The organism is Rhodococcus sp. 105337 (assembly GCF_012844225.1).
Classification (GTDB): Bacteria; Actinomycetota; Actinomycetes; order Mycobacteriales; family Mycobacteriaceae; genus Rhodococcus.
In genome coordinates, this window is sequence record NZ_JABAGQ010000001.1 from 167,254 (window position 1) to 191,225 (window position 23,972).

The 23,972-nt window shown below is 67.2% G+C and carries 31 protein-coding genes; 13 read left to right on the top strand and 18 right to left on the bottom strand.

All coding sequences use genetic code 11. From position 1 onward, the window contains the following. The first annotated feature begins 60 nt into the window (after positions 1-60). On the top strand, positions 61-810 hold the full coding sequence (locus tag HF886_RS00825) for an SDR family NAD(P)-dependent oxidoreductase (protein ID WP_169619372.1): 750 nt from the start codon (positions 61-63) through the stop codon (positions 808-810). A 20-nt stretch (positions 811-830) separates the two neighbouring features. Here HF886_RS00825 and HF886_RS00830 read toward each other — a convergent pair whose 3' ends face one another. Beyond that, complete coding sequence (locus tag HF886_RS00830) at positions 831-1,877, bottom strand: UDP-N-acetylmuramate dehydrogenase (RefSeq protein WP_169651569.1); 1,047 nt, start codon at positions 1,875-1,877, stop codon at positions 831-833. 71 nt (positions 1,878-1,948) lie between these two features. Here HF886_RS00830 and HF886_RS00835 point away from each other — a divergent pair, with 71 nt between their 5' ends. Genes HF886_RS00835 through HF886_RS00845 form a run of 3 tightly spaced genes read left to right on the top strand, consistent with a single transcriptional unit; the run spans position 1,949 to position 3,808 of the window. Continuing rightward, a complete protein-coding gene (locus HF886_RS00835; protein ID WP_169619370.1) occupies positions 1,949-2,458 on the top strand; it encodes a DUF2505 domain-containing protein in 510 nt (169 codons plus the stop codon). A gap of 53 nt (positions 2,459-2,511) precedes the next feature. Continuing rightward, complete coding sequence (locus HF886_RS00840) at positions 2,512-3,012, top strand: DUF2505 domain-containing protein (protein ID WP_169619368.1); 501 nt, start codon at positions 2,512-2,514, stop codon at positions 3,010-3,012. Positions 3,013-3,019: 7 nt separating this feature from the next. Beyond that, positions 3,020-3,808 carry a class I SAM-dependent methyltransferase gene (locus HF886_RS00845; protein ID WP_169651285.1) on the top strand — a complete coding sequence of 263 codons (789 nt, stop codon included), beginning with the start codon at positions 3,020-3,022 and terminating at the stop codon, positions 3,806-3,808. A gap of 16 nt (positions 3,809-3,824) precedes the next feature. On the opposite strand, the gene HF886_RS00850 is transcribed toward HF886_RS00845, so the two are convergent. Then, positions 3,825-4,442 carry a type IV toxin-antitoxin system AbiEi family antitoxin gene (locus HF886_RS00850; protein ID WP_169619364.1) on the bottom strand — a complete coding sequence of 206 codons (618 nt, stop codon included), beginning with the start codon at positions 4,440-4,442 and terminating at the stop codon, positions 3,825-3,827. 103 nt (positions 4,443-4,545) lie between these two features. Between HF886_RS00850 and HF886_RS00855 the strand changes: the two genes are divergently transcribed. Next, a complete protein-coding gene (locus HF886_RS00855; protein ID WP_169651286.1) occupies positions 4,546-5,298 on the top strand; it encodes a DUF2993 domain-containing protein in 753 nt (250 codons plus the stop codon). A gap of 7 nt (positions 5,299-5,305) precedes the next feature. On the opposite strand, the gene deoC is transcribed toward HF886_RS00855, so the two are convergent. Next, positions 5,306-5,971, bottom strand: a complete 666-nt coding sequence (deoC, locus tag HF886_RS00860) for a deoxyribose-phosphate aldolase (protein ID WP_169651287.1) — start codon at positions 5,969-5,971, stop codon at positions 5,306-5,308. A gap of 64 nt (positions 5,972-6,035) precedes the next feature. On the opposite strand from deoC, the gene HF886_RS00865 reads away from it, so the two are divergent. The 3 genes from HF886_RS00865 (at position 6,036) to purU (ending at position 8,413) form a co-directional block, all read left to right on the top strand. After that, the gene (locus HF886_RS00865; protein WP_169651570.1) at positions 6,036-6,572 is read left to right on the top strand and encodes an N-acetyltransferase; all 537 of its coding nucleotides are present in this window, start codon (positions 6,036-6,038) and stop codon (positions 6,570-6,572) included. Between the two features lie 104 nt (positions 6,573-6,676). After that, positions 6,677-7,468, top strand: coding sequence for a class I SAM-dependent methyltransferase (locus HF886_RS00870; RefSeq protein WP_346765289.1), 792 nt, complete (start codon positions 6,677-6,679; stop codon positions 7,466-7,468). 57 nt (positions 7,469-7,525) lie between these two features. Further along, positions 7,526-8,413 (top strand): formyltetrahydrofolate deformylase, encoded by an 888-nt coding sequence (gene purU, locus HF886_RS00875; RefSeq protein ID WP_169619356.1) that lies wholly within the window; start codon positions 7,526-7,528, stop codon positions 8,411-8,413. Between the two features lie 45 nt (positions 8,414-8,458). Here purU and HF886_RS00880 read toward each other — a convergent pair whose 3' ends face one another. The 6 genes from HF886_RS00880 to HF886_RS00905 all read right to left on the bottom strand — a co-directional run bounded on the left by HF886_RS00880 (position 8,459) and on the right by HF886_RS00905 (position 13,848). Beyond that, complete coding sequence (locus HF886_RS00880) at positions 8,459-9,499, bottom strand: alpha/beta hydrolase (RefSeq protein WP_169619354.1); 1,041 nt, start codon at positions 9,497-9,499, stop codon at positions 8,459-8,461. Between the two features lie 95 nt (positions 9,500-9,594). Then, on the bottom strand, positions 9,595-10,542 hold the full coding sequence (locus HF886_RS00885) for a diiron oxygenase (RefSeq protein ID WP_169619352.1): 948 nt from the start codon (positions 10,540-10,542) through the stop codon (positions 9,595-9,597). A gap of 111 nt (positions 10,543-10,653) precedes the next feature. Further along, positions 10,654-10,944 (bottom strand): DUF2516 family protein, encoded by a 291-nt coding sequence (locus HF886_RS00890; RefSeq protein WP_169619351.1) that lies wholly within the window; start codon positions 10,942-10,944, stop codon positions 10,654-10,656. A 67-nt stretch (positions 10,945-11,011) separates the two neighbouring features. Then, a complete protein-coding gene (locus HF886_RS00895) occupies positions 11,012-11,941 on the bottom strand; it encodes a heparin-binding hemagglutinin (protein ID WP_169619349.1) in 930 nt (309 codons plus the stop codon). 1 nt (position 11,942) lies between these two features. Next, on the bottom strand, positions 11,943-12,365 hold the full coding sequence (locus HF886_RS00900) for a helix-turn-helix transcriptional regulator (RefSeq protein WP_346765044.1): 423 nt from the start codon (positions 12,363-12,365) through the stop codon (positions 11,943-11,945). Positions 12,366-12,594: 229 nt separating this feature from the next. After that, the gene (locus HF886_RS00905) at positions 12,595-13,848 is read right to left on the bottom strand and encodes a DUF445 family protein (protein ID WP_206036429.1); all 1,254 of its coding nucleotides are present in this window, start codon (positions 13,846-13,848) and stop codon (positions 12,595-12,597) included. A 114-nt stretch (positions 13,849-13,962) separates the two neighbouring features. Here HF886_RS00905 and HF886_RS00910 point away from each other — a divergent pair, with 114 nt between their 5' ends. From HF886_RS00910 to HF886_RS00920, 3 genes are read left to right on the top strand one after another with little or no spacing between them, the layout of a single operon-like run. Further along, entirely contained in the window at positions 13,963-14,703 is a 741-nt protein-coding gene (locus tag HF886_RS00910; RefSeq protein ID WP_169619345.1) for a TetR/AcrR family transcriptional regulator, read from the top strand. A 57-nt stretch (positions 14,704-14,760) separates the two neighbouring features. Continuing rightward, complete coding sequence (locus HF886_RS00915; protein WP_169619343.1) at positions 14,761-15,087, top strand: DUF4873 domain-containing protein; 327 nt, start codon at positions 14,761-14,763, stop codon at positions 15,085-15,087. Between the two features lie 27 nt (positions 15,088-15,114). Next, positions 15,115-15,975, top strand: a complete 861-nt coding sequence (locus tag HF886_RS00920; protein WP_169619341.1) for a polyphosphate kinase 2 family protein — start codon at positions 15,115-15,117, stop codon at positions 15,973-15,975. A gap of 27 nt (positions 15,976-16,002) precedes the next feature. Here the strand turns inward: HF886_RS00920 and HF886_RS00925 are convergent, their stop codons facing one another. Continuing rightward, positions 16,003-16,224 (bottom strand): hypothetical protein, encoded by a 222-nt coding sequence (locus HF886_RS00925; RefSeq protein ID WP_169619340.1) that lies wholly within the window; start codon positions 16,222-16,224, stop codon positions 16,003-16,005. 213 nt (positions 16,225-16,437) lie between these two features. Here HF886_RS00925 and HF886_RS00930 point away from each other — a divergent pair, with 213 nt between their 5' ends. Next, positions 16,438-16,899, top strand: coding sequence for a DUF6328 family protein (locus HF886_RS00930; protein WP_169619608.1), 462 nt, complete (start codon positions 16,438-16,440; stop codon positions 16,897-16,899). A 38-nt stretch (positions 16,900-16,937) separates the two neighbouring features. Here the strand turns inward: HF886_RS00930 and HF886_RS00935 are convergent, their stop codons facing one another. The 3 genes from HF886_RS00935 to HF886_RS00945 form a co-directional block, all read right to left on the bottom strand. After that, a complete protein-coding gene (locus tag HF886_RS00935; protein ID WP_169619339.1) occupies positions 16,938-17,492 on the bottom strand; it encodes a dihydrofolate reductase family protein in 555 nt (184 codons plus the stop codon). Then, entirely contained in the window at positions 17,489-18,469 is a 981-nt protein-coding gene (locus HF886_RS00940; RefSeq protein WP_206038456.1) for a helix-turn-helix domain-containing protein, read from the bottom strand. Before HF886_RS00940 ends, HF886_RS00935 begins: the two co-directional genes overlap by 4 nt. A gap of 63 nt (positions 18,470-18,532) precedes the next feature. Next, entirely contained in the window at positions 18,533-19,390 is an 858-nt protein-coding gene (locus HF886_RS00945; protein WP_169651289.1) for an SDR family oxidoreductase, read from the bottom strand. 75 nt (positions 19,391-19,465) lie between these two features. Between HF886_RS00945 and HF886_RS00950 the strand changes: the two genes are divergently transcribed. Continuing rightward, complete coding sequence (locus tag HF886_RS00950) at positions 19,466-20,506, top strand: iron-containing redox enzyme family protein (RefSeq protein ID WP_169651290.1); 1,041 nt, start codon at positions 19,466-19,468, stop codon at positions 20,504-20,506. A gap of 31 nt (positions 20,507-20,537) precedes the next feature. Here the strand turns inward: HF886_RS00950 and HF886_RS00955 are convergent, their stop codons facing one another. The 5 genes from HF886_RS00955 to HF886_RS00975 form a co-directional block, all read right to left on the bottom strand. Continuing rightward, positions 20,538-20,807 carry a hypothetical protein gene (locus HF886_RS00955; protein ID WP_169619336.1) on the bottom strand — a complete coding sequence of 90 codons (270 nt, stop codon included), beginning with the start codon at positions 20,805-20,807 and terminating at the stop codon, positions 20,538-20,540. Between the two features lie 76 nt (positions 20,808-20,883). After that, positions 20,884-21,972: an NAD-dependent epimerase/dehydratase family protein gene (locus tag HF886_RS00960; RefSeq protein WP_296549639.1), complete on the bottom strand. Its 1,089-nt coding sequence runs from the start codon at positions 21,970-21,972 to the stop codon at positions 20,884-20,886. Positions 21,973-21,991: 19 nt separating this feature from the next. Beyond that, positions 21,992-22,531 carry a DNA starvation/stationary phase protection protein gene (locus HF886_RS00965; protein ID WP_169619335.1) on the bottom strand — a complete coding sequence of 180 codons (540 nt, stop codon included), beginning with the start codon at positions 22,529-22,531 and terminating at the stop codon, positions 21,992-21,994. Between the two features lie 93 nt (positions 22,532-22,624). Beyond that, a complete protein-coding gene (locus HF886_RS00970; protein WP_169619334.1) occupies positions 22,625-23,428 on the bottom strand; it encodes a cytochrome c oxidase assembly protein in 804 nt (267 codons plus the stop codon). Then, entirely contained in the window at positions 23,425-23,919 is a 495-nt protein-coding gene (locus HF886_RS00975; RefSeq protein WP_169651291.1) for a DUF2243 domain-containing protein, read from the bottom strand. Before HF886_RS00975 ends, HF886_RS00970 begins: the two co-directional genes overlap by 4 nt. Positions 23,920-23,972 lie beyond the last annotated feature (53 nt).

The window sequence follows — 23,972 nt, forward strand, 5'->3', positions numbered from 1 at the left end:
TGCCGAGGCGGCGTCCCCGTCCGGGGACCCTGCGGGGTGCACAACATTACGATCGGAGCCATGACCATCTCCCCCGATTCCCGCATCGCCGTCGTCACCGGAGCATCGTCCGGCATCGGCGAGGCCACCGCCCGCACCCTCGCCGCCCAGGGGTTCCACGTCGTGGTCGGAGCACGCCGACTCGACCGGCTCGAGCGACTCGCCGACGAAATCGGTGGCACCGCACTCGAACTGGACGTCACCGACGAGGATTCCGTCGATGCCTTCACGACCGTCATTCCCCGTGTCGACGTCCTGATCAACAACGCGGGCGGCGCGAAGGGACTCGCGACGGTCGCCGAAGCCGACGAGGACGACTGGCGCTGGATGTGGGAGACCAACGTCCTCGGCACGCTGCGGGTCACCAAGGCGCTCATCCCCAAGCTCATCGCCTCCGGCGACGGGCTCATCGTCACCATCACCTCGGTTGCGGCGCTGGAGGCGTACGACAACGGCTCGGGGTACACCACCGCGAAACACGCCCAGGCCGTACTGCACCGGACGCTGCGCGGCGAACTGCTCGGCTTGCCCGTGCGCCTGACCGAGATCGCGCCCGGCGCCGTCGAGACGGAGTTCTCCTTGGTGCGCTTCGAGGGCGACCAGGAGCGTGCCGACAAGGTGTACGAGGGGATCACCCCCCTCGTCGCTCAGGACATCGCCGAGATCATCGGCTTCGTGGCGTCACGGCCGTCGCACGTCAATCTCGATCAGATCGTCGTCAAGCCACGTGACCAGGCGAGCGCAGGACGTTTTCACCGCACCACGGAGTAGTCCGGCGGACCGAGTCCGCTTCAGATCTCACAGCCGACGGTGACGGGTTCGGGGTGCAGGCGCACTCCGAACACGTCCTCGACGCGATCCCGGATCTGCCGCGCGAGCGCCAGGAGATCCGCGGTCGTCGCGTCACCCCGATTGGTCAGTGCGAGAGTGTGTTTCGTGGACAAGCTCGCGGGCGCCTCCGGCCCGGGAAATCCCTTCGCGAATCCCGCGCGCTCGATGAGCCACGCCGCCGACAGCTTCGTGCCCCCGTCCGCGGGGTACTGCGGAATACGAACGTCCGGTCCGACGCGAGAAGCGATTGCCTCGAGCACTCCGCCGAGGCGCTCGTCCGGCACGACCGGATTGGTGAAGAACGACCCGGCACTCCACGTGTCGTGGTCGGCCGGATCGAGCACCATGCCCTTGCCGCGCCGCAACCCCAGCACGTGGTCGCGGACCTGTGCCGTGGGTCTGCGTTCACCTTGCTCCGCGCCGAGCGCGACCGAGAGTTCGCGGTACCCGAGCGGTGCACTCATCCCGTCGGCGCGCACATCGAGTTCGATTTCCAGGACGACGGCGTGGTCCGAGTGCTTGAGAATGCTCGTCCGGTAGCCGAGTCCCAGAGCGGCGGGCTCGACCCACCCGGTCTCACCCGTGCGACGGTCGAGCAGCCGCACCCGGCGCAGGAGCGACCCGACCTCCACGCCGTAGGCACCGACGTTCTGCACCGGTGTCGCACCGGCGGATCCGGGAATCCCCGACAGGCACTCGAGCCCGCCCACTCCGGCGGTCACGGCCGCCTCGACCACGGCGTCCCATACAGCCCCGGCCTCCGCGCGCACCACCGACTCGGTCACGGTGATCTCGCTGGTCGCGATGCGCACCACGACACCGTCGAAGCCGTCGTCACCGATCACCAGGTTGGAGCCGCCGGCAAGCAGCAGAACAGGCACCTTCTGCTCGTCGAGGAGGCGGATCACCTCCACCAGCACGTCGGTGGAGGTGCATTCGACGAGGTATTCTGCGGGCCCTCCGAGACGCAGCGTCGTCAGGGTGGACAGCGGTACATGTTCGGAAATCACGGCCCCCGCGTCGGCGAGCCGTGCCCTGAGTCGTGGATCGAGCACCTGCAAACGGTAGCGTGCCCCGCATGGGCAGCCCTATCGACCACTCTGTGACCTACTCGTTTTCGCCGGCAGCGGTGCACGCGGCGTTCGTCGACCCGCAGTACTGGCACACCCGATTGACGGAGGTGGGCGGGCCCGGCGCAGCAGTGGAGTCGGTCGAGACCGGCGACGGCACCATCGACCTCACGCTGCAGCAGGCCATTCCGGCCGAGCAACTGCCGAGCGTCGTGACGAGCATCCGGCCGGGCGACCTCGTGATCCACCGCCAGGAGTCGTGGGGTCCGCTCACCGGTGACCGCGCGCAGGGCACGTTCTCCGCACGGGTCGACGGCATGCCCGGACACGTGGAGGGCACCTTCACCCTCCAGGGCGACGGCAACGAGTCGATGGTCGTGATCGAGGGCCGGGTCGAGGTGAAGATCCCTTTCCTGGGCTCCAAGATCGAAGGTCTCATCGTCGACGAACTCGTCGGCCTGTTCACCGCGGAACAGACCTTCACCGCGTCGTGGCTCGAAGGCGACCGCTCTGCCTGACGGTCCGACCACGATTTCGTCGTAGCCTGGGCCGGGCGGTACCCTGACCTGCCGTGTCCCGGCGTATCGACTACTCTGCCCGCTTCCCGTATCCACCGGAGCGGGTCTACGGGGCGCTCGCCGACCGCGACCACTGGGAAGCGCGCACCCGCGAGATGCGCAAATACTCCGAGAATCACGTCGAGGAATTCACGGTTTCCGAGAGCGGCATCCACGTCGTGCTGCACCATGTCATCCCGCGTGCCGATCTTCCCGATCTTGCCCGGACCGTCATGAAAAAAGACATGGTGATCACCCGGACGGAAAGCTACGGCCCGTTCGGCGAGCGCTCTTCGGGACGCTACGAAGCGTCCGTGCCGGCCGGCCCCGGGCGGCTGACCGGCACGATGGACCTCTTCGGTCACGAGGACGGGACCACCCTGCGCACCACGTCCGAAGCAAAAGTCCATCTGCCGCTCGTCGGCGGAAAACTCGAAGACCTGATCTTGACCAATCTCGTCGAGGTGTTCGCCGTCGAAGCGGCGATCACCACCGACTGGCTCGGCCGGCAGTAGCCCGGGGGTGCGCGGACAGCGCCCGGTCGGTGTCGTCACTCGCGGCACCACCGGGATCAACAGATTGCGGCGCAGCGACCGCTGGGCGATGCACGACCCCACCGTTGTGGGCGCGCTCGCGGAGGCAGCCCATCCCCTGGTGGTCGATCTGGGTTACGGCGCGATGCCGGTCACCACGCTGGAGTTCGCGGCCCGTCTCCGGACGGTGCGCCCCGATGTGCGCATGGTGGGCCTCGAAATCGATCCCGACCGGGTGGTACCGGGGCGCGACGGGGTGGAGTTCGCGCGTGGCGGGTTCGAACTCGCGGGACTACGCCCGAACCTCGTGCGCGCATTCAACGTGCTTCGGCAGTATCCGGAAGATGCGGTGGATTCGGCCTGGGCACAGTTACGAGCCGGACTTGCCCCCGGCGGGCTGCTCATCGACGGAACCTGCGACGAACTCGGCCGCCGTTGCGCGTGGGTCCTGCTCGACGAGGACGGTCCGCTCTCGCTGACCCTGGCATGGAGTCCCTTCCATGTGTCCACGCCGTCGGATGTCGCCGAACGACTCCCGAAGGCCTTGATCCACAGGAACATCCAGGGTGAAGGCATCCACGAGTTGTTGCAGGCAGCGGATCGGGCATGGGCCACGGCCGCTCCGTACGCATCCTTCGGTCCTCGGGTTCGGTGGCGCGCGACGCTCGAGCATCTCCGCGAGCAGGGGGTGCCGGTGCAGGCGCAGCGCCGTCGCATGCGCGATTGTGTGCTGTCGGTGCCGTGGAGTGTCGTCGCCCCCGCGATGGCCCCGGTGTAAGCGAGACTGCTGCCGGTCAGCCGGCGGACAGCAATGCGAGTGCGATGCGATCGGCCACGGTGGCGGGCTCCCCTGCGACCGCGGCGTGCAGTTCGTCGGAGTCGACACGCCCGAGTGTGATCGCGTCTCCCACGAGTTCGTCGAGCACCTCCTGCGACACGCCACCGGCAGCGAGGTCCACAGCGGTCCGCGCGGGTGTCGTGACGCGGAAACATCCGACGACTTCGCAGTCCCGGTCCGACAGCACCCGATGGTGCAGCGCCAGCCGATTGCTCGGGACCGTGCGCTGATCCAGCGTGGACAGGTGCAGGAAGCGTGGCTGCAGGTGCCCCATGCCGTGCAGGTCGGCGGCGCTCTGGTGTGAGACGACCGCGGCGCCTTCGTACCAGGCACACCACCGTGCGAATTCGTCGAACTTCGTCTGCGGACTGTCGCTCATCCGAAACAGGTCGGTGTCGATCCGGATCCACAGACCCGCTTCGATGCGGGGCCGGAAGCCGTCGGTACCGATACCGTTCCCGGTAGCCTGACGCGCGGTGAAATACCCGGCCTGAGCCACGGCGAGCTGCCGCAACAGGCTGTCGGGATCGACCTGCCCGGATGCGCCGCTCTCTGAATCCGCCCACCCTGTCATGGCCGCCAGCCTACCGAACTCCTGTGGTGTAGCTCACAGATTCGGGCCAACGAGTGTGCGTGTGCTCATAGCTTCCTCAGACTTGTGCTGAACAATCTCGACCATGACGCAAAGGAACCGCACCCGACTCGTCACGATCGCCGTCGTTCTCGTCGCCGCCCTCGTCGCGGTACTCGTGGGCGCCGAGGTCTATGTCCGCAATCGCGCAACGACCTGCCTGGCTCAGTCGTTCGAGAGTGAACTCGGTACCGGTGTGGACGTGGACCTGAGCTGGAAACCTGTCCTGTTGCAGCTCGTCGACAAGCAGGTTCCGTCCGTCACCCTCGACAGCGACGACACCGCGTTCGGCCCCGCCGAGGAGATGCAGGTGCACGCGGTCGTCCGGAACGTGGACCTGCGAGAATCCGCGGAGGGTGCCGGCACCATCGGAAGCTCCAGCGCCGAGGTCACGTGGCCCACCAGCGGCATCCTCGCGACCGTGCAAGCGCAGTCGGTGGGCGGACTGGTCAGCGATGTCACCGCCGATCCCGCCGCCGGGACGCTGACGTTCGTCGTCGGCGGGGACGGTCTCGCGGAATTCACGGTGCGGCCCACCGTGACCGACGGAGCGGTCGCCGTCCAGACGGTCGACGCCTCGGTTCTCGGCTTCGGGTTGCCGACCTCGCTCGTGGACGGGATCGTGGAGATCCTGACCTCGGGGCTGCAGCAGTACCCGCTCGGGATGAAGGCGACCGCCGTGTCCGTCACCGACGCCGGCGTCGAACTCACCCTCGAGGGCGGCAGTTACGTGCTCCCGGAGAACCCGGAAGGAGCACAGCAGCAGCAGGACCAGGGTTCGTGCGGCGTGCTCGTGTGACAGGCGGTCAGTCGGGCAAGCCGTCGAGGACGGCCCGGCTCCCCGAGAGCCCCAGGCGCGTCGCGCCCGCTTCGATCATGCGGACGGCGGCGTCCGCCGTGCGGATTCCGCCGCTCGCCTTGACACCGAGACGGCCACCGACCGTCTCCGCCATCAGCCGCACGGCGTGCTCGGTGGCACCACCGGCGGGGTGGAAACCCGTCGAGGTCTTCACGAAGTTCGCCCCGGCATTCGCGGCCGCGCGGCACACCTCGACGATCGCCTCGTCCGACAACGCAGCGGATTCGATGATCACCTTGAGCACTGGATCGAACCCGATCGCCTCGCGCACGGTGAGAATGTCCGCGAGAACCGCGTTGTAGTCCCCTGCCACAGCCGCGCCGATGTCGATCACCATGTCGACCTCGCGGGCCCCTTCCTCCACCGCGAGGCGGGCTTCCGCCCCTTTGATCAGCGAGTGGTGCTTGCCCGAGGGGAAACCGGCGACGGTCGCGATCACCAGGCCCTCGGCGCGGAGCGGAAGCATCGAGGGCGACACGCACACCGCGTACACGCCGAGTTCCCGGGCTTCGTCGACGAGGGCGCGCACCGCCTGCGACGACGCCTCCGGAGCCAGCAGGGTGTGGTCGATCATCGCGGCGACCCGCGAGCGGGTGAGCGTGGTGTCGGACATGACGCCAGCTTTCCACACCGCGAAAGCGGTTGCCGGTCACGCGCGGTGCGGCCAGACTTGCGGGGTGATCATTCGCCGGGAACTGCCGTCGGACTCGGGTGCTGTGTACGAGGTTCATCGCCGGGCCTTCGCCGCCGTCACCCCGCCCGGCCTCGTCCCGGTCGAGCCCGGCCTCGTCGACACCCTCCGCACCGGGCCCCACTGGCTGCCCCCGTTCTCACTGGTGTGCGAGCACGCGACGAACGGCATCGTCGGTCACGTCTGTGCGACCCGCGGCGATGTCGGCGGGTATCCGGCCCTCGCGCTGGGGCCGATCGGGGTACTCCCCGACATGGCAAGGTTCGGGATCGGTTCGGCTCTGATGCACGCTGTGCTCGGTGCTGCCGACGCGCTCGACGAGTCGATCGTCGTGTTGCTCGGCCACCTCGACTACTACCCGCGGTTCGGGTTCGTGCCCGCGGCGGATCTCGGGATCACCCCCGACGTTCCGGAATGGGCGTCGCACCTGCAGGCGCGCCCGCTCACCGGCTACCGGCCGGAGATGACGGGCGAGTTCCGGTATCCGTCCGCGTTCTACGAACTCGGCGGGGCAGGGTCGTGAACACCGAGGAGAATCGTCCACCCGATACCGGGGCGAACCACCCGGATGGCAGCGGAGTCGCCGAGACCGCGCGCACGTTCGATGCCGCGAGCACCGACTTCGAGATACTCACGCCCACCTTGTGGGGACCGGCCGGCCAGGCGCTCGTCTTCCAGCTCGGAGTCGGTGCCGGGGACACCGTCCTCGACGCCTGTTGCGGCGCCGGCGCGTCGGCTGTTCCCGCCGCGATGGCGGTCGGGCCCACCGGGCGGGTACACGGTGTCGACCTCTCCGACGACCTGCTCGAGCGCGGCCGCCTGGTCGCCGAGACCCGCGCCCTGACCAACATCGATTTCGTGTGCGCCGACGTCACCCTGTGGGAAGCGCCCTCCGACGTACCGGAAGCCGGTTACGACGCCCTCGCGATCTCCTACGGAGTGTTCTTCCTCCCGGATATGGACGCCGCGTTCTCACGGCTCGTGGGCCTGGTTCGGCCCGGTGGACGCGTGGGGGTCACGGTATGGCGGGCGGACGCGATGAGCGACCTGCGGGACGCGGTCTTCGAGGTCGCCGCCCGGCACTCCCCCGAGTTCGCCGAGCGCGCGCCGCAATACGACCGCTCACCGCTGCGCCGCATCGACACCTCGACCGCACTCGAGACGTGGCTCGCCGCCGCCGGTACCCACTCGGTCGAGGTCCGGACGTTGTCCAACCTGATCCCGGCGACCGAGGACCTGTGCTGGGCGCTCGTCGCGGGCACCGGATGGCGGATGGCATTGTCCGGATTGGATGCGGGGCAGGTGGACTCGGTGAAGCAGGACCTGGCCGAGACGATCACCGCGCGGGGTATACACACCGTCGACGCCACTACTCTCTTCGGCACCGCGACCGTCCGGCGCCCTCCGCCGCCGATGTGAGGCCGAAGGACCCCGTCCGCGGAAAACGGATTCGGGGCACCTGAGAGAATCGGATCCATGACGCTTGCTTCCTCGACCGACAACCGCCGCTACGTCCTGACCTTGGGCTGCCCGGACACAACCGGGATCGTCGCCCGGATTTCGACCTTCCTCGCGGACGTCGGCGGTTCGATCATGGAAGCGGCGTACCACGCCGACCAGGACAGTGGCTGGTTCTTCACACGCCAGGCTGTGCGCGCCTCGTCGATCCCGTTCTCGATCGAGGAACTGCGCGCCCAATTCGCCGCGGTCGCCGAGGCCATCGGCCCGGAAACCGAATGGACACTCTCGGACACCGGCAAGCGCAAGCGTGTCGTGCTTCTCGTCAGCAAGGAAGCGCACTGTCTGCACGACATCCTGGGCAGGGTCGCGGCCGGCGAACTCGAAGCCGATGTGTGCGCGGTCATCGGGAATCATCCGGAACTCGAGTCCGTCGCGCGTCGGCACGGCATCGATTTCCATTACGTGTCGTTCCCGAAGGACCCCGCCGAGCGGGGACCGGCGTTCGAACAGGTACGCAAACTCGTCGACGCCCACGATCCGCACGCGGTGGTGCTCGCTCGCTTCATGCAGGTGCTGCCGCAGTCGCTGTGCGAGCACTGGGCGGGTCGCGCGATCAACATCCACCACAGCTTTCTTCCGTCGTTCATCGGCGCTCGCCCGTACCACCAGGCGTTCACTCGCGGCGTGAAGCTGATCGGGGCGACCTGCCACTACGTGACCGCCGAACTCGACGCCGGGCCGATCATCGAGCAGGACGTCATCCGGGTCAGCCACAGCGACAGCGTCAACGACATGGTGCGCCAGGGCCGCGACGTCGAGAAGCTCGTGCTCGCCCGCGGATTGCGCTGGCACCTCGAGGATCGAGTTCTGGTGCACGACAGCAAGACCGTGGTCTTCAGCTGATTCCGGCCGTCCCGGCGCTCGCTTCCGCCCCTCGGCGCCGGCCGCTCAGCCGACGAGCGCCTGCGCCTTCCCCACGAGATGCAGCAGTTCGTCGTTGACGCGGTCGATCGCCTCGACCGAACTCATGTGGCCCACACCGTCGAGCACGACCAGCCGCTCGAGGTTGCCTGCTTCTTCGAGTACGGCGGCGAGTCGCCGGGCATGGACGGGCGGGGTGAGGCGATCGGCGGTGCCCACGAGGACGGTGGTCGGCACCGTGAGGTTCTGCAGGCCCTCGTGGATGTCGAGTGCACTGAGTGCGTGTCCCCAGCCGCCGCGGGTGCGCGGCGGGCAGCCGAGCACGATCTGCTGGCAGAAGGCCACTTCCGCGCCACTCGCGTTCGGCGACAGCGCGATGTAGCGCAGCGCCCGGGTGGTCACGGACGATTCGACGAGCGGAACGGTCGCACCCATCACGCGCCGGGCGACCGGCACGGGCACCTTGGGAAAGCGCTGGGGTAGCGGCACGATCGCCGAATCCGCGACGAGATTGTCGGTGCCGGTGCTTGCCAGCAGTACACCGGCGACGCGACGGTCGACCTGGTCGGGATACTTCTCGGCCCACGCGATGATGCTCATGCCGCCCATGCTGTGGCCCGCGAGGATCGCTGTGCGCCCGGCCGGCACGGTGGCGTCGAGCACCGAGTTGAGGTCGTCAGCGAGCACGTCCGCTCCGAGAGGCCGTGCGCCCGCGTCGCTGTTGCCGTGGCCTCGCTGATCGTAGACAACCACCCGGTAGTTCTCCGCGAACGCGTTGATCTGCGGAGTCCAGTACGCCGCGTTGCACGTCCAGCCGTGGCAGAAGACCAGGGTCTGCGCCTCGGGATCCCCGTAGGCCAGTACATTCAGGCGTGCCCCGTCGTCGGTCTGGACCTCGATCGTGTCCGGCTCGAGGGACGGGGGCGAGAGAAGCGCGTGCGGCGAGACGTCTTCCGCGCGGACGACGGTGCGTCGCCGCCGCCGTGAGGCGGCCGCCCCTGCCGCGACTCCGACGGCGAGTGCCACTCCGGCTGCAATCGGCCACGTCGTACGGGACGGCTTCTTCACTGATCGTTCTCCTGTTGTGTTGTCGTGCGGGTGCGGTGGTGTACCGGGCGCCAGAGGGCCGGGCCTCAGAGGACTGTGTCTCAGAGGACTGTGTCTCAGAGGACGTGGGCCTTGCGCAGCAGAAGTGTCGACGGGCCGCCGACCAAGCCCACCTCGTCGAGGAACTCGATCGTGCGGCGGGTCCCGAGCCTCAGTCTGTCCTGGTAGTGGGTGTTCGCCCGCGCTGCGGCTTTCGCCTCGGCGACGTCCAGTCCTGCTGCGGCGTACACGCGGTCGTTCACCAGGCTGGTGACGACGAAGTAGGCGCTCACACCGAGATGGAGACGGATCCACGCGCGCTCGAGCCGTGTGGCACGCCCCGCTCGGCGCCGTGTCTCCTCGCGGGCGTAACGGATGTGCCGTGACTCCTCGACGACGTGGATGTGGCTGACCGTGCGGGTGAGTGGCTGAACCCGTTCGTCCCGCATGAAGTCGCGCTGCATCATGTCGAGGATTTCCTCGGCGAACAGGGTGCCACCGTAGGCGAGGGCGCCGTTGGCCACCGCTTTGAAGATGCGCCCGCCTTCCCGGATCCAGCGCTTGGGCCGGTACGAGGGCACGCCGAACCGCTGTGCCGACCGCGCGAACATCACGGAGTGCCGGCATTCGTCGGCGATCTCGGTGAGCCCGAACTGGACGTACGGCGTCGACGGGTCGCGGCGGTAGAGATCGCGTACGAGCATCTGCATGAGGATCATCTCGAACCAGATGCCCGTACCGGCGATGCTCGCCGCTTCGTGGTTGGTGAGGGTGATGCGCTGTTCCTCGGTCATGCGTTCCCACAGGTCGGTGCCGTAGAGGCTGCACCATTCGGGGGTCATGCCGTATCTGCCCTCGAGCATGGGGGCGTCCCAGTCGATCTCGAGCGCCGGATCGTAGGACAGTCGCGCGGACGACTCGAGAAGCCGCTGCGCGGTCTCCTGCCGTTCGGCGTCGTGCGTGTTGTCGCTCGTCGCGGCAGCGGCGTGGGTGTCGCGTGCTCGGTTCGTGCGGGTGAGAGTCATGGCCGACCGCCTCGTCTCGGAGATTTACCCGTTACTCGAAGTGTCATTATCTGGATCACACTTGTCAAGGCACGAGCGGTCCTGAGCGACCGGGAGCGGTGACCGAGCGGGCTACCAGCGGCGGCGCTGAACCTCTTCGACGCGCGGCCGTACATCCACGAGGTACACGCACACCGCGACGACCGCGATGATGCCGAGCAGGCCGACAGCGCCGAACAGGATCAGCACCAGCAATGCTGCGACCAGGATGCCGAGCCATACGGGCTTGGTGAGCTTGTCGACGGCGGGAAATGCTTCCTTGGGCTGGCGAACAGCATGGAAGAGCGCGAACCCGGCTCCCGCGATCGCGATGACCTGCAGTACGAGGATGATCAAACCGGCGAGAGAATCGACATTCGTCACTCCCCCAGTCTACGAGAACCGGCTCCCGCGCGGTGAGGCGCGGGAGCCGGTCGGAACGGGCCGGCCGTCAGGAGCCGCTGGACTTGCGCGGCGCGGCCTTCTTGGCGGGCGTCTTGCCTGCGGGACGAGCAGGAGCCTTGGCCGCCGGCTTCGCCGGAGCCTTCGCGGCCGGCTGTGCCGGGGCCTTCGCGGCCGGCTGCGTGGGAGCCTTCGCGGCCGGCTTTGCCGGAGCCTTCTTCGCGGGCGTCGTGGTGACGGGCGTTACCGGCTCGGGCGCCACCGCATCCTCGACCGACTCGGTGATCTCATCGGCGGTCTTGCCCACTTCGGACTTCGCCGAGTCGACGCGGTTCGCGGCGTCGGATCCGGCCTCTCGCGCCTGATCTCCGAGTTCGAGCACCCGGAGCGCGGCTTCGTCACCGGCGTCGGAGATGGCTTCGCCGACGCCTTCGCTGGTGTCGGAGATCCGGCCGGCCGCCAGACCCGCGAGCTTGGCAGCCTGTTCGCCGACCGCACGCGTCTGGCGCGCCACTGTTCCCAGCGTTTCTTCGGTGAGCTCGACGGCATCTCCGAACGCTGCCTCGGCCCGCTCGAGACCTTCTTCGACGGCGGGTTGCTTGCGGAGGCGCTCGATGGTCTGCTCGCCACGCTCCGCGAGAGCGGTGTAGAGGTCGGACGCCACCTTGAGGTACGCCTCGGCCACGCTGCGCAGCTCGTCGGCGGTGAATCGCTCTCGCAGCTCTGCGATGTCTTCGGGGAGTTCGGAGGGCAGACCCGCGAGGCGTTCCCGGAGGGACTCGACGGTCTCGGTCAGGTCGGCCGGAAGGGTGTTGAGCTTCTCGCGCGCGGTCCCGACGCGGTCGTTCACGTCGACCTGTGCGTTTTCGGCGCGCTCGCGAACCTGCGCGACGACGTCGGCCACCGCGTGCACGACGGCATCGCCTGCGCCGACGGCCGCGAAGAGTGAGGTACGGATTGCTGCGTTCGGATCGGTCATGTCAGTTCTCCTCGTCGAAGTCTGTCTGGTGCCGGATGTCGCTCCCGGCTTCTGGTGCCGTCTCGGTGAGAGCCGCCTGGTTCTCACGGCAGAACGAGTCGTAGATGTCGAACAGAACTTGCCGCTGCCGCTCGGTCAGGAGCGGATCTCCCAGAAGCGCATCCCGAAAGGCACTCTGGGGCCGGTCTTCGAGAATTCCGGCCCGCACGTAGAGCACCTCGGCCGACAACCGGAGCCCCTTCGCGATCTGCGCGAGCACTTCGGCCGAAGGCTTGCGCAAGCCACGCTCGATCTGACTCAGGTACGGGTTGCTGACGCCGGCCAGCTTCGACAGCTGCCGAAGCGAAACCTGCGCTCCTTCTCGCTGCGCCCGTATGAAGCTTCCGATGTCCTGCGCAGCAGAATTCACCACGCGTGCCGCAATATCCCCCGGCCCGGCGCTGCTTCCGTCCGCGACACCGTCGCCGGTGTCGGGGCGGTCGCTCGGGCTCCCGGTACTGCTCGGGTTTCCGGTACTGCTCGGGCTCACTGCACTGCTCGCACTCTTGCCGGTGCCCGGGCGGGGGTCGTCTCGACTGTCATCGGTGGACACGACTCTCACGGTACGCACGGGTGCTAGCTGTAGCAAGCACTCCGCTAGCAAGTGACCGGGATCACGCGAACAGCAGCTCCGAGATCGTGTAGATGGCGAGACCCGCCAAGGAACCGACCACGGTGCCGTTGATGCGGATGAACTGCAGGTCCCGGCCCACCGCGAGTTCGATCTTGCGACTCGCTTCTTCCGCGTCCCACCGCTCGACGGTCTCGCGGATCACCGAGGTGATCTCGTCGGCGTAGTTGGACGCGACGAAGCGCACCGCGTCGAGCAACCAGCCGTCGACCTTCGTGCGCAACTCGTGATCCTCCCGCAGCCGGACACCGAGAGCCATGACGTTCTCGGCAACCTTCGTGCGCAGCGTGCTGTTCGGATCGTCGACCGAATCGAGAATCATCCGCTTCGCGGTACGCCACGTAGCCCCCGCCAGCTGGGTCACTTCGTCGCGGCCCATGATCTCGGCCTTGACCTTTTCGGCTTTGGCGATCGTCGCCGGGTCGCTCTGCAGATCACGTGCGTAGTCGGCGAGGAACTTGTTGACCGCCAGGCGCACTTCGTGGTCCGGGTTGGATCGGACCTTCCATGTGAACTCCACGAGTTCACGGTGGATCCTCTCTCCGAGCAGCAGGTCGACGAACTTCGGCGACCACGACGGGGAATCCCGGCTGATGACCCGGTCGATTGTTTCCTGGCTGCCCATAGCCCACTGGTGTGCGCGTTCGGCCAGCATCTCCACCAGGGGCAGATGCCGATTTTCTTCGACGAGTTCGGAGAGCACGCGCCCGAGCGGCGGTCCCCATTCCGGTTCCGCGATCCGCTTGACGATCGTGTTGTCGATGATCTGCTGGATGTCGTCCTCGCGCAGCACACCGACCACTCCACGCAGGACCGTGGAGGTTTCCTTCGCGACGCGCTCCGCGTGCGCCGGTTCGGCCATCCATGTCCCGACACGCAGGGGAATCTGCGCCGATTCGACTTTCGCCGAGACCACCTCGGGCGCCAGGAAATTGGTGCCGACGAACGAACTCAGGCTCGCGCCGAGCTGATCCTTCTTCTTCTTGATGATCGCGGTGTGCGGGACGGGAATGCGCATCGGATGCCGGAACAGCGCGGTGACGGCGAACCAGTCGGCGAGCGCGCCGACCATCCCGGCCTCCGACGCGGCGCGCACATACCCCACCCACGGACCCGCCCCGCGGGTCTCCTGCCATCGACAGAACAGGTAGATGACGGCAGCCACGACCAGGAACCCGGTTGCGACCGTCTTCATCCGGCGGAGGTCGCGGCGTTTGACGTCATCATCGATATTCATGAACTGCACCCCTCGATTGTGCCCAAGTTCTGCCCTGCGGGCGCGAATGCGCGACGCATGACCGGTGCGGGCGAGGCGCTCACCGTAGACTGAGCCGACGATCGAACCGAACGGATGTGCCGCACAGTGTCAAGCAACCTGCCCCAGACGCCTTCGTCCTCCCGCACCACCGAGGACCTACCGACGAAGCAGGACGGCCGTAAACGCCGGTGGCACGAACACAAGATCGCCCGGCGCGAGGAGCTCGTGGACGGCACCATCAACGCCATCCGGGCGCGCGGGCACGACATCGGCATGGACGAGATCGCGACCGAGATCGGTGTCTCCAAAACCGTTCTGTACCGGTACTTCACCGACAAGAACGACCTGACGAGCGCGACGATGATGCGGTACGTCGAGACGATTCTCGCCCCGCGCATCTATGCCGCTGTCGCCGAGGATCTCGACGAATACGCACTGACCCGAGTGGCGATCTCGGCGTACGTCGAAACGGTCGGCACCGATCCCGAGGTCTACCTGTACGTCATGTCGAACAGTTCGTCTGCGAGCCGTGACGTGGTCGCCGACTCCGAACGGATGATCGCCGAACTGGTGGCGACCGTCCTCGGTGAGCGGCTTCGTCTGCTCGAAATGGACTCGGGCGGGTCGGTGCCCTGGGCGTACGGCATCGTCGGTTCGATCCAGCTCGCCACGCACTGGTGGATTTCGAACAAATCGATGACAGCCGAGGACCTGATCGACTACCTCACGATGATGGTGTGGGGCGGCATCACGGGAATTGCCGCAGTGGCGGGTTCGCCGAAGCGGTTCAAATCCCAGCCCCATCCGCTGCTGCCCGAGGATCCGGCGCGCTGAACGGACATCCCCCGAACCGCTTTACTGTTACCAAGAGTTGCACGTATAGTCCGGGGCATGTCAGAGCCTGATACCGACCACGACGACGCCGCCGGCTACCGAGGGCCCGCCGACGTCGTGGTGGCCGACGAGCGTGCGACGATCGACGTGCAACTGTCGGGCCGCTTCGATCCCCTGCTCGGCCGCCATGTGTGGCGCGGCAGGCTACGACGCCTCGCGGAGTCGCTCCCGCCCGGAACCGAACTCCGTCCCGGAACCGAGGTGACCATCACGGTGCCCGGATCCGACGGGCCGGCAGTCGCCCGCATCACCGAAACGGACCTGTGGGGCAGTCACATGGTCGACGGCATCTCCAGGCCGCCCTACGGAGACCATCCCGCCTGATGCCCCGCCGTATGGCAGGCTCGTCGCATGGGAACGAAAAACGAAGCGCCCTGGCACACTCCGGTGGTCAAGGCGTTGCGAGCAGGTCCCGGAACCCGCGTCGCCGAACTCGACACGAACAGCACACCGGGATTCGACGGTGACAAGGCCCTCGGGGAACGCCTCCTCGAGGAACGCGGCGCGGTCCTGTCCGACCTGCAAGGAAAGCTGTTCGCCAACGGACGCAGCGGAGACCCCCGGTCGGTGCTGCTGATCCTGCAGGGGATGGACACCGCAGGCAAAGGCGGCATGGTGCGCCACGTCATCGGCCACGTCGATCCCCAGGGAGTCGACCACACCGCGTTCGGAGTCCCCACCCCCGAAGAGAAGCGCCACCATTTCCTGTGGCGCATCAACAAAGCCCTTCCCCGAGGTGGCCAGCTCGGCGTGTTCGACCGGTCGCATTACGAAGACGTACTCGTCGCACGGGTGCGATCCCTCGTTCCCGAGAATGTCTGGCGCAGGCGGTACGACGAGATCAACCAGTTCGAGCGGGAGATCACCGACACCGGAACCACCATCGTGAAGGTGGCCTTGTTCGTCTCGCTCGACGAGCAGAAGAAGCGGCTCACGGAACGGCTCGAGCGACCCGACAAGTACTGGAAATACGACCCGTCGGACGTGACCGAACGAGCCGTCTGGCCGCAGTACCAAGAGGCCTACCAGGACATGCTCGACAAGACGAACACCGACCTCGCGCCGTGGTACGTCATTCCGTGCGACCGCAAGTGGTACAGCCGTATTGCCGTCACAGAGTTGCTGATCGACGCGTTCGAGCGGCTCGACCTGGACTGGCCCGAACCGACATTCGATATCGAGGTCGAGAAACGGCGACTCGCGGAGGCCTGACCGGCCACCGCGAGTTGTGATTGCACGTCAGAAGAGGTGAGGCGTGTCGAGGTGTTTCCTGCGGTCTCGCCGGACGGTTCCGGCCATCATTCCGACTGCCAGCGCCAAGGCCACGAACACCGCGACGGTGCTGGCCAGAGCCCCTGCCTCGTGGCCGCTGCCCGCGGCGAACAGCGCCAGGGCGATCATCAGTACTGCGATCAGCACCAATCCGTATCCGACCCACGCGACAAAAAGGTTGAGCTTCATGGCCGAACTCCCTCCCAGCGGGTGGTGTCATCCGTCCCCGCCGACGCTACCCGCGCGTGAGCGAGGTCACAAGGTGGCACCATACGATCGTATGTACGCTCCGCGCTCTGCGCTCCCCCCGGTCGCCCCGTGACCACCCCGGACGACACGGGTGACCCCGGTTCCAGGTTCGGTCGCGAGGCGGTAGGCCCGGACGGGCGCAACGAGACGCCCATCGAACGCCTCGACCGGAACTGGTCGAACCTCCTCCAGGAACTGCGGGTCGTGCAGACCGGCGTCCAGGTGCTCACCGGCCTGCTGCTCACCCTGCCGTTCCAGGCCCGATTCGACGACCTGTCCACATATCAGTACGGCGTCTACCTCGTGACGTTGCTCGCCTCCGTCTTCGCTACGGTGTTCCTCGTCGCGCCCGTCGTGATGCATCGCATTCTGTTTCGCCGCGGACAACTTCCGCGACTCGTTGCCACCGCGCACGTGTTCACGCTCGCCGGCATCGTCTTTCTCGGTGTTGCCCTCACCGGCGCAGTCGTCCTCGTGGTCGGAATCCTTCTCGGTGACATCGTCGCCCTCATCATCGGAGGAGTGACCACCCTGCTGTTCGTATGGGCGTGGTTGCTGTACCCGTGGCGGTTCCGCGTCCGTCCCCGGGCACACAGCCCGATCGACGGGTCCTGAGCCTCCCGTCGTCGGCGCGCCGGTTCCCGGTGAATGCGTCAGTGCGCGTCGCGCAGCACGTCGTAGCGGAGCACCGCGAACTCTCCGTTGCGATCGAGTTCTCTCAGCCGCATCTCGACATGCCGGGGCAGCAAGGGTTTACCCGCACCGATGGTCACCGGAGCAATGGAGACGATCACTTCGTCCAGCAGACCGTGCTCGGCGAACTGGCCCGCCAGATCTCCGCCACCGACCATCCACAGGTCCCGTCCACCGGCCGCGTCGGCCATCTCGGCGTAGACCTCGCGTACGTCGCTTTGCGTGAAGCGGATGTCCCCCGGCCCGTTCGGTCCGCTCGCGACCGGAAGGTCGCTTCGGTGCGTGAAAACCCAGCACGGAATGTCGTACTGCCATTTATCGATTCCCTCATGGTCGAGCACCCAGCGATAGGTCGTGGATCCCGTCACCATCGCTCCGATCCCCGCGATGAACTCCTGATACCCGGCAGGGCCTCCCTCGTCGATCTCTCGCGAAAGCAGCCAGTCGAGCGAATCATCGGCTGTCGCAAGGAAACCGTCGAGAGTACTTGCGGTGAAATAGCTCATGCGGGTCATGGCGTGGTCCTTTCCGGTCCGGGTGCGAATGCGGCAGAAGTGAAGTGCCAGTCGAGGGGATCGCCGTGGTCGACGCTGCGGCCGGCGGCTCGAAGCATGTGACGGACGAGTTGCCTCCGATGCGCCGAGAACGTGAGCACGTGTGCGACGACTCCACCGAGGACGAAGCTCTGCGGCGGCTCACAGAGTGCGTCGATCAGCCGGTCGCCCCATGCTCCGCGGCGGTCGATGTCCCGCACGGCGTCGGCCCATCTCGTCGCGACCTCGTCGAACCGGCGGAGGAGGGATTCCGGGTCGTGCCCACCACGGTCGGGTTGGTCGTCTCCCGCCATCGATGCGAGCCAGATCTCCTTGGTCCACACGAGATTCCCGAGCACGCGGCCGATCGACTCCTCCGGCCCGTCCCATTCGAGCACCACGAGTCCGGGAAAACGACAGCGCTCGTATTCCGTCTCGTCCAGTTCGCGGGCGAATTCGAGCAGCGCGCGCGTGTCGTCGAGGTCGTGATGCACGAGGTGCGCCACGACCTCCGAGCCGGAATGCCTCTCGGCGGAGACGGTCCCGTCCTCGAGCCACAGGTTCATGGGCGGGTGGAAATGCACTCCGTTCGGTGCCGTGAGCCAATGAGCACGACCGTCCTGCGACGACGTCCTCGTCGTCGCACTGGGCGGATATCCGTACGCGCGTGCATACGCGCGCCCGAACCCTTCGACGCTGCTGTAACCGGCCCCGAACGCGGCATCGGTGACACCGGCGCCGTTGGCCAGTTGCCAGGCCGCGCGTTCGAGCATCACTCTCCGCCGCAGGGCCACCGGGGACTCCCCGGTACCGACACCGAACTGGCGTGTGAAGTGCCAGGGGGACGCGTACGCCCCCTGCGCCATCTGTTCGAGGTTGACGTTGTTCTCGTCGAGCACCGCGTCGAGGAGTTCACGTAAGCGGTCGCGCCGGGGCTCGGACAGCCGGGTTTCGGACATAGGACAAGTCTGACGACCTTCGTGCGGTCGCGCTTGACCGTTCTTGCCGAATCCGGCCGACAGTCACCCGGGCAGCGTCTCACCGCCGATAGGAGCCAGCACTTCCCCGCTGTAATAGGAGGACATCGTCGCCGAGGCGAAGAAGACGTACGACGGCGCGATCTCGTCGGGTTGCGCGGCCCTGCCGTACGGTGCCTGCTGACCGAACTCGGACACCTTCTCCGCGTCCATCGTCGCGGGAATCAGCGGGGTCCACACCGGTCCCGGCGCGACACAGTTGACCCTGATCCCCCGGTCGCTCAGTGCCTGCGCGAGCGAATAGGTCAACGCGATCACGGCGCCCTTGGTCGCCGAGTAGTCGATCAGTGTCTTGTTCCCGCGCAACCCGTTGATCGAGGCGGTGTTGATGACGGCGCCGCCCCGGGGAAGGTGCGGCAGCGCCGCCTTGGTGACATGGAAGAAGCTGTCGATATTGACGGCGAAGGTCCTTCGCCACTGTTCGTCGTCGAGTTCCGCGAAGTCGTCGACCGGCTGCTGGGTACCGACATTGTTGACGACGATCTCCAGACCGCCCATGGCGGCCGCGGCCTCGGCGACAACCGTGCGGCAGTGAGCCGGGTCCGCGAGATCTCCCGGGTACAGGTGACATGCGCGTCCTTCCGCCTCCACGAGAGCAGCGGTGTGCTCGGCATCCTCCTGTTCCTCCAGGTAGGCGATCGCCACGTCGGCACCTTCCTTCGCGAAGGCCACCGCGACCGCCCGGCCGATCCCGGAATCACCACCGGTGATCAACGCTCGCCGGCCGGCGAGCAGGTCCCTGCCGCGATAGTCGCGCATCTCGTCGCGGGGGCGTTCCGCCATGTCGGTCGTATCGCCCGGATAGTCGATGGTCTGCGGTTTCCGTTCCTTGTCGTCTGCCATAGCGAGCGGTTACCCCCTGCGCCGGTGGGCACACGTACCCGTTTCCGCCGAGCCCGTCAGGGGTAACCGGCACGTATGTCTGATGTGATCCGGCCGTGTGACCTGTCCGCCGCTTCTCTGCCGACCCCGCGGGGGCCGATCTCCGCCGCCGTCGTCGAACGGCTGGCCCATCCCGCCGATGCCGCGGCCTGGCAGATCGCAGTCGGTGAGCCCGACCCGTACGGCGACGACGTGCAACTGGCCCTGACCGTGCTCTACGAGTTGCACTACCGCGGTTTCGACGGTGTCGACGCGTCGTGGGAGTGGGCGCCGGGACCCCTGGGACTGCGCGCCGACCTCGAGCGTCTGTTCCTCGCACAGTTGCGCGCCGACGTTCCGGTCGGCGACGACACGGACGCGACGTTCGACGCGCTCTACCGCGAGCCGAAGGACGCCTGGGGAGTGTCGCACGAACTGGCGGAACGCGGTACCTGGGACCAGATCCGCGAGTTCTTCGTACACCGCTCGATCTACCACCTGAAGGAAGCGGATCCGCACGCGTTCGCCATTCCTCGCCTGCGGGGACGTGCGAAAGCGGCACTCGTCGCGGTCGAGTTCGACGAATACGGCGGTGGTCGCGCCGACAGGATGCACTCCCGCCTGTACGCCGATCTGCTGAAAGCGGCCGACCTCGACGAGAGCTACCTCGGCTATCTCGACGCCGTGCCGGCCGTCACCCTCGCGACCGTCAATTTCATGTCGCTCTGCGGGCTGCACCGGGCGCACATGCCGATGCTCGTGGGGATGTTCACCGCTGCGGAGATCACCACGGCTCCGAGTGCCCGGCGGATGGCGTCGGCCCTGGAACGTCTCGGCGCAGACCCCGCGTGCGTCACGTTCTACACCGAGCACATCGAAGCGGATGCCGTGCACGAACTGGTGCTTCGGCACGACGTGGTGGGTGACATGATCGCGGCCGACCCCCGCTGCGCGAGCGACATCGTGTTCGGCGCGGAGGCGGCGGAGTTCCTCGAAGGCCGCCTCGCACACCACCTGCTGGACAACTGGTCGAAGGGTTCGACGACGCTTCGTGCGTCCCTCGACGAAATCGCTCCGGTGGACCAGCCCGTGAGCTGATCCACCGGAGCGGTCCGACGGGTACGCCGCGTCAGTCGAGGACGCCCGGCTCGTGGGTCGGGGTTCCACCCGAACCGTGGAGCCGGCGGTGACGGAAATTGATCGTGATCAACGCCGCGCCGGCCGAGAGGAGCGCCGCAGCGATGACGACGGCAACCACCGTCCAGCCGGCGAACCCGTCTCCTGCAGCGAAGAGCGCCATGGCGACGACAGCAATGCTCGCAAGAACGCACGCGTAGCCGATCCATCCCGCTACCCGGGAGCCGGTGGTCGGCGGCTCGTGCCTCGATGTGTTGGTCATAGTGGTTTGTACCCCTTCGTGCGGCCCGACAAAACTCGGGCGATCGAGAAACAAGCTCCCCCACAGTGTGATCCGGTCAAGGCGGAATCCGGCGCCCGATCGGGCCGCGCCCGACAAGCACAGCGAGAAGTTCCCGCGCGGTGCGCGCACGCAACACCGGACTGCAGGTTCCGCCCCGCGCACGCATGCCGGCGATCGTCTCCGCCCAGACGGCGGGACCGGAATGCCGCGGCGCCCAGCCGAGCACTGCGGACGCCCGCTCGCATCCGAGCATGGGAGTGGCGTATGCCAGGTCGACCCACCCGCCCTGAACCGGCTGAAGTCGCGCGTGCCAACCGGCGTCGGCCACCGCGGAGAGCAGTCGTGCGGGAACGTGGACGGTGGAGCAACCGAACGGTGCGGCGAAGTCTTCGGCGCCGACGGGCACCGGCGAGGCCAGGTTGACCGCGCCCACCGCACGACGTCGGAGTGCCGAGTCGATTGCCGCGGCCACGTCGTCGGCATGCACCGCGGGGATCGTGAGTCTCCGGTCGACGGGCAGCACCGGGACGTGGCGGGTGATCGCGGACGGCACCGCGTCCGGCAGCACGTATCGGGCGAGGCCCGACCCCGCTGCGTATTGCCCGATGAACCCCGGGCGTAACCGCAGCAGATCCGGCGCACCCGGCACACCCGACAATTCGTCGAGCACCCTTTCGGCCGCCACCTTGTCCACGCTGTAGGCACAGCCGGGTATTCCCGTCGTCGGCCAGGACTCGTCGACGGGCCGGCCGTACGATCCCGGCGAGTACGCCGCGCCGGAGGACATGTGCAGCACGTGCGGTACGCCGGCGTCCGCTGCCGCCGAATACACGGCGCGTGTTCCCTCGACTGCGGTGCGCCGCAAGTATTCTCGCCGGTGCGACGGCTGGAATCCCCAGGCAAGGTGGACGACGGCATCGGCGCCGGACATCAGCCGCCGCAGCACCCCGTACGACTCGGGCTCCGCGAGGTCGACGCGACACCAGCGCGCAGAAGAATAGGGGCCGCGCGCCGGAGGTATCCGGCGCGCGACCCCTGTGATCTCGGGAGGTTCGGGCCACTGCGCGAGACGACGCAGCAGCGCGGATCCCACATTGCCGCTGGCCCCGGTCACGATGATTTTTGCGACCGCGGCATCCGGCACGAGAGAATCCTGTCTCCGGTCAGCGGACCTTGTCGGCCGCTTCCTTCTCGGTCGAGGCGTTTCCGTGGGCCAGGGCCCCGGCAGCGTTCTCCAGGTGCGCACGCACGAACCACTGGAACTTCTCGAGCTGACCGGTGTGCCCGATAAGGACGTCTTCGGTGATCGGATCGAGTTCGCCGACTTCCTCGATGGCCTTACGGTTGTCGGTGATCACCCCGTCGTAGACGAGGTCGAGCGCGGCGAGGTGAGCCTGAGCAGTGTCGCGGCCCACCGAGTAGTCGTCCCATGTGCGGTTCTTCTCGATAGCTCCCGGCGTGCCCTTCGGCGATTCACCGAGCGTCGCGATGCGTTCTGCTACTTCGTCCGCGTATCCACGCACGAGTTCAACCTGGGGATCGATCATCTCGTGGACGCCGATGAAGTTGGGTCCGACAACGTTCCAGTGAATGTGCTTGAGAGTGAGATGCAGGTCGTTGTACGCGCTCAGGCGCTGCTGCAGGACACCGGCAACTTTCGTGCCGTTCTTGCCGCTCAAACCGGGCACCGTGTATTTCGACATGATTGCGATCCTCCAAGTGCTTTTGTTTGGGTGGCAATCGCATACCCCGGAAACGGCACTGCTCAAACCCTTCGCACGAGTAACCGCTCACTGTCAGGTCGTGCGGAGAAGGTCCGGCGCGGACATCTCGGGCCGGCGACGAGCACGTGCCGCCCACCGATGACACAGCAGCACGACCAGAGCCAGTTCGAAGGGCAATCCCCCGTAGTACATGATCTGGCTGCCCATTTCGGCCTGCTCTGCGGAGACGCCGGGAGGCGCGTCCGCGTACAGCGTCTTCGCGAGGATGTTGTGGGCGGCAATGGACACCACCAGCACTGCGGCCCGTAAGCCGAACGATGTGCGGTGAGGAGAAGGGTCCACTCCCACCAGCGAATAGGTGTACAGGTACCCGGCTGCGACGATGTGGAACTCGATCAGCCACATCACCCACGTTCCGCCGTGCATGTAGTCGAACAACCATGTCCGATAGAGAAGCCACAGCCCGCCGACGTTGAGTGTCGCCGCGACGAGCGGGTGGGTGAGCACTTCACAGGGCCGGGAGCGCAGCACCCGGGAGACGCGTCGAGCCTCGCGCAGAGGGAGCACGCGCAGCGCGAGGGTGACCGGTGCGGCGAGCACCAGCAGCAGCGGTACCGCCATGCCGGCTACCACGTGGGACACCATGTGACCCGCGAAGTCGAAGGATTCGTTGGCCGCACCGTGGCCGTGCTGCGCGCCGTGGCCCTGCGCCGGGCTGTCCGCGGATGCGGAGTTACCCCACACCGCGGCGAGCGCGAGCCAGCCCACCGTCCAACCGGCGGTGCGCGCGAGCGACCACGACTTCGCCGCCGCGGCTGCCGCCCAGTAGGCCAGCACCGCGCAGATCGCCACGCCCCAGACGACGAACGGCATCATCGCGATGCCGTCCTCACCGGCTCCTGCCGGTACGTGGACGCGATGATCGCGGCACCGCACACGAGCAGCACCGCGGCAAGGATGTTCCACGTCAGGTCGTACGGGAGAAGATCGACTTCGTATCGGATCTGGTGAAGGCCCATCAGCTTGTGCTGCACCAGGCCGTCGTACAACTGGAACGCACCCACCGCTGTCACGAAGCCGCCCACCAGGGCTCGCACCCACAACGTCCGGTCACGGATCGCCATGACCACCAGGTAGAAGCCGGCGACGGTGGCGAACCAGCTGAACGCGTGGAACAAGCCGTCCGACACCAGACCCGCCGACGTGGTGGACCGGTCGTAGAAGTGATGCCAATGGAGTATCTGGTGAAAGATCACCTCGTCGGTCATCGCGACCGCGCCCAACCCGAGGAACGCGCCCGCCAGCAGACTCCTGCCTCTTTCGGGCCGACGCTCCACCGTCGCACCCTCGACTTCGCTTTTGGTCATGACCAGGGGACTACCCCCGGTTCGGGCGGTCAATCCCTGCGGGAGACCATTGG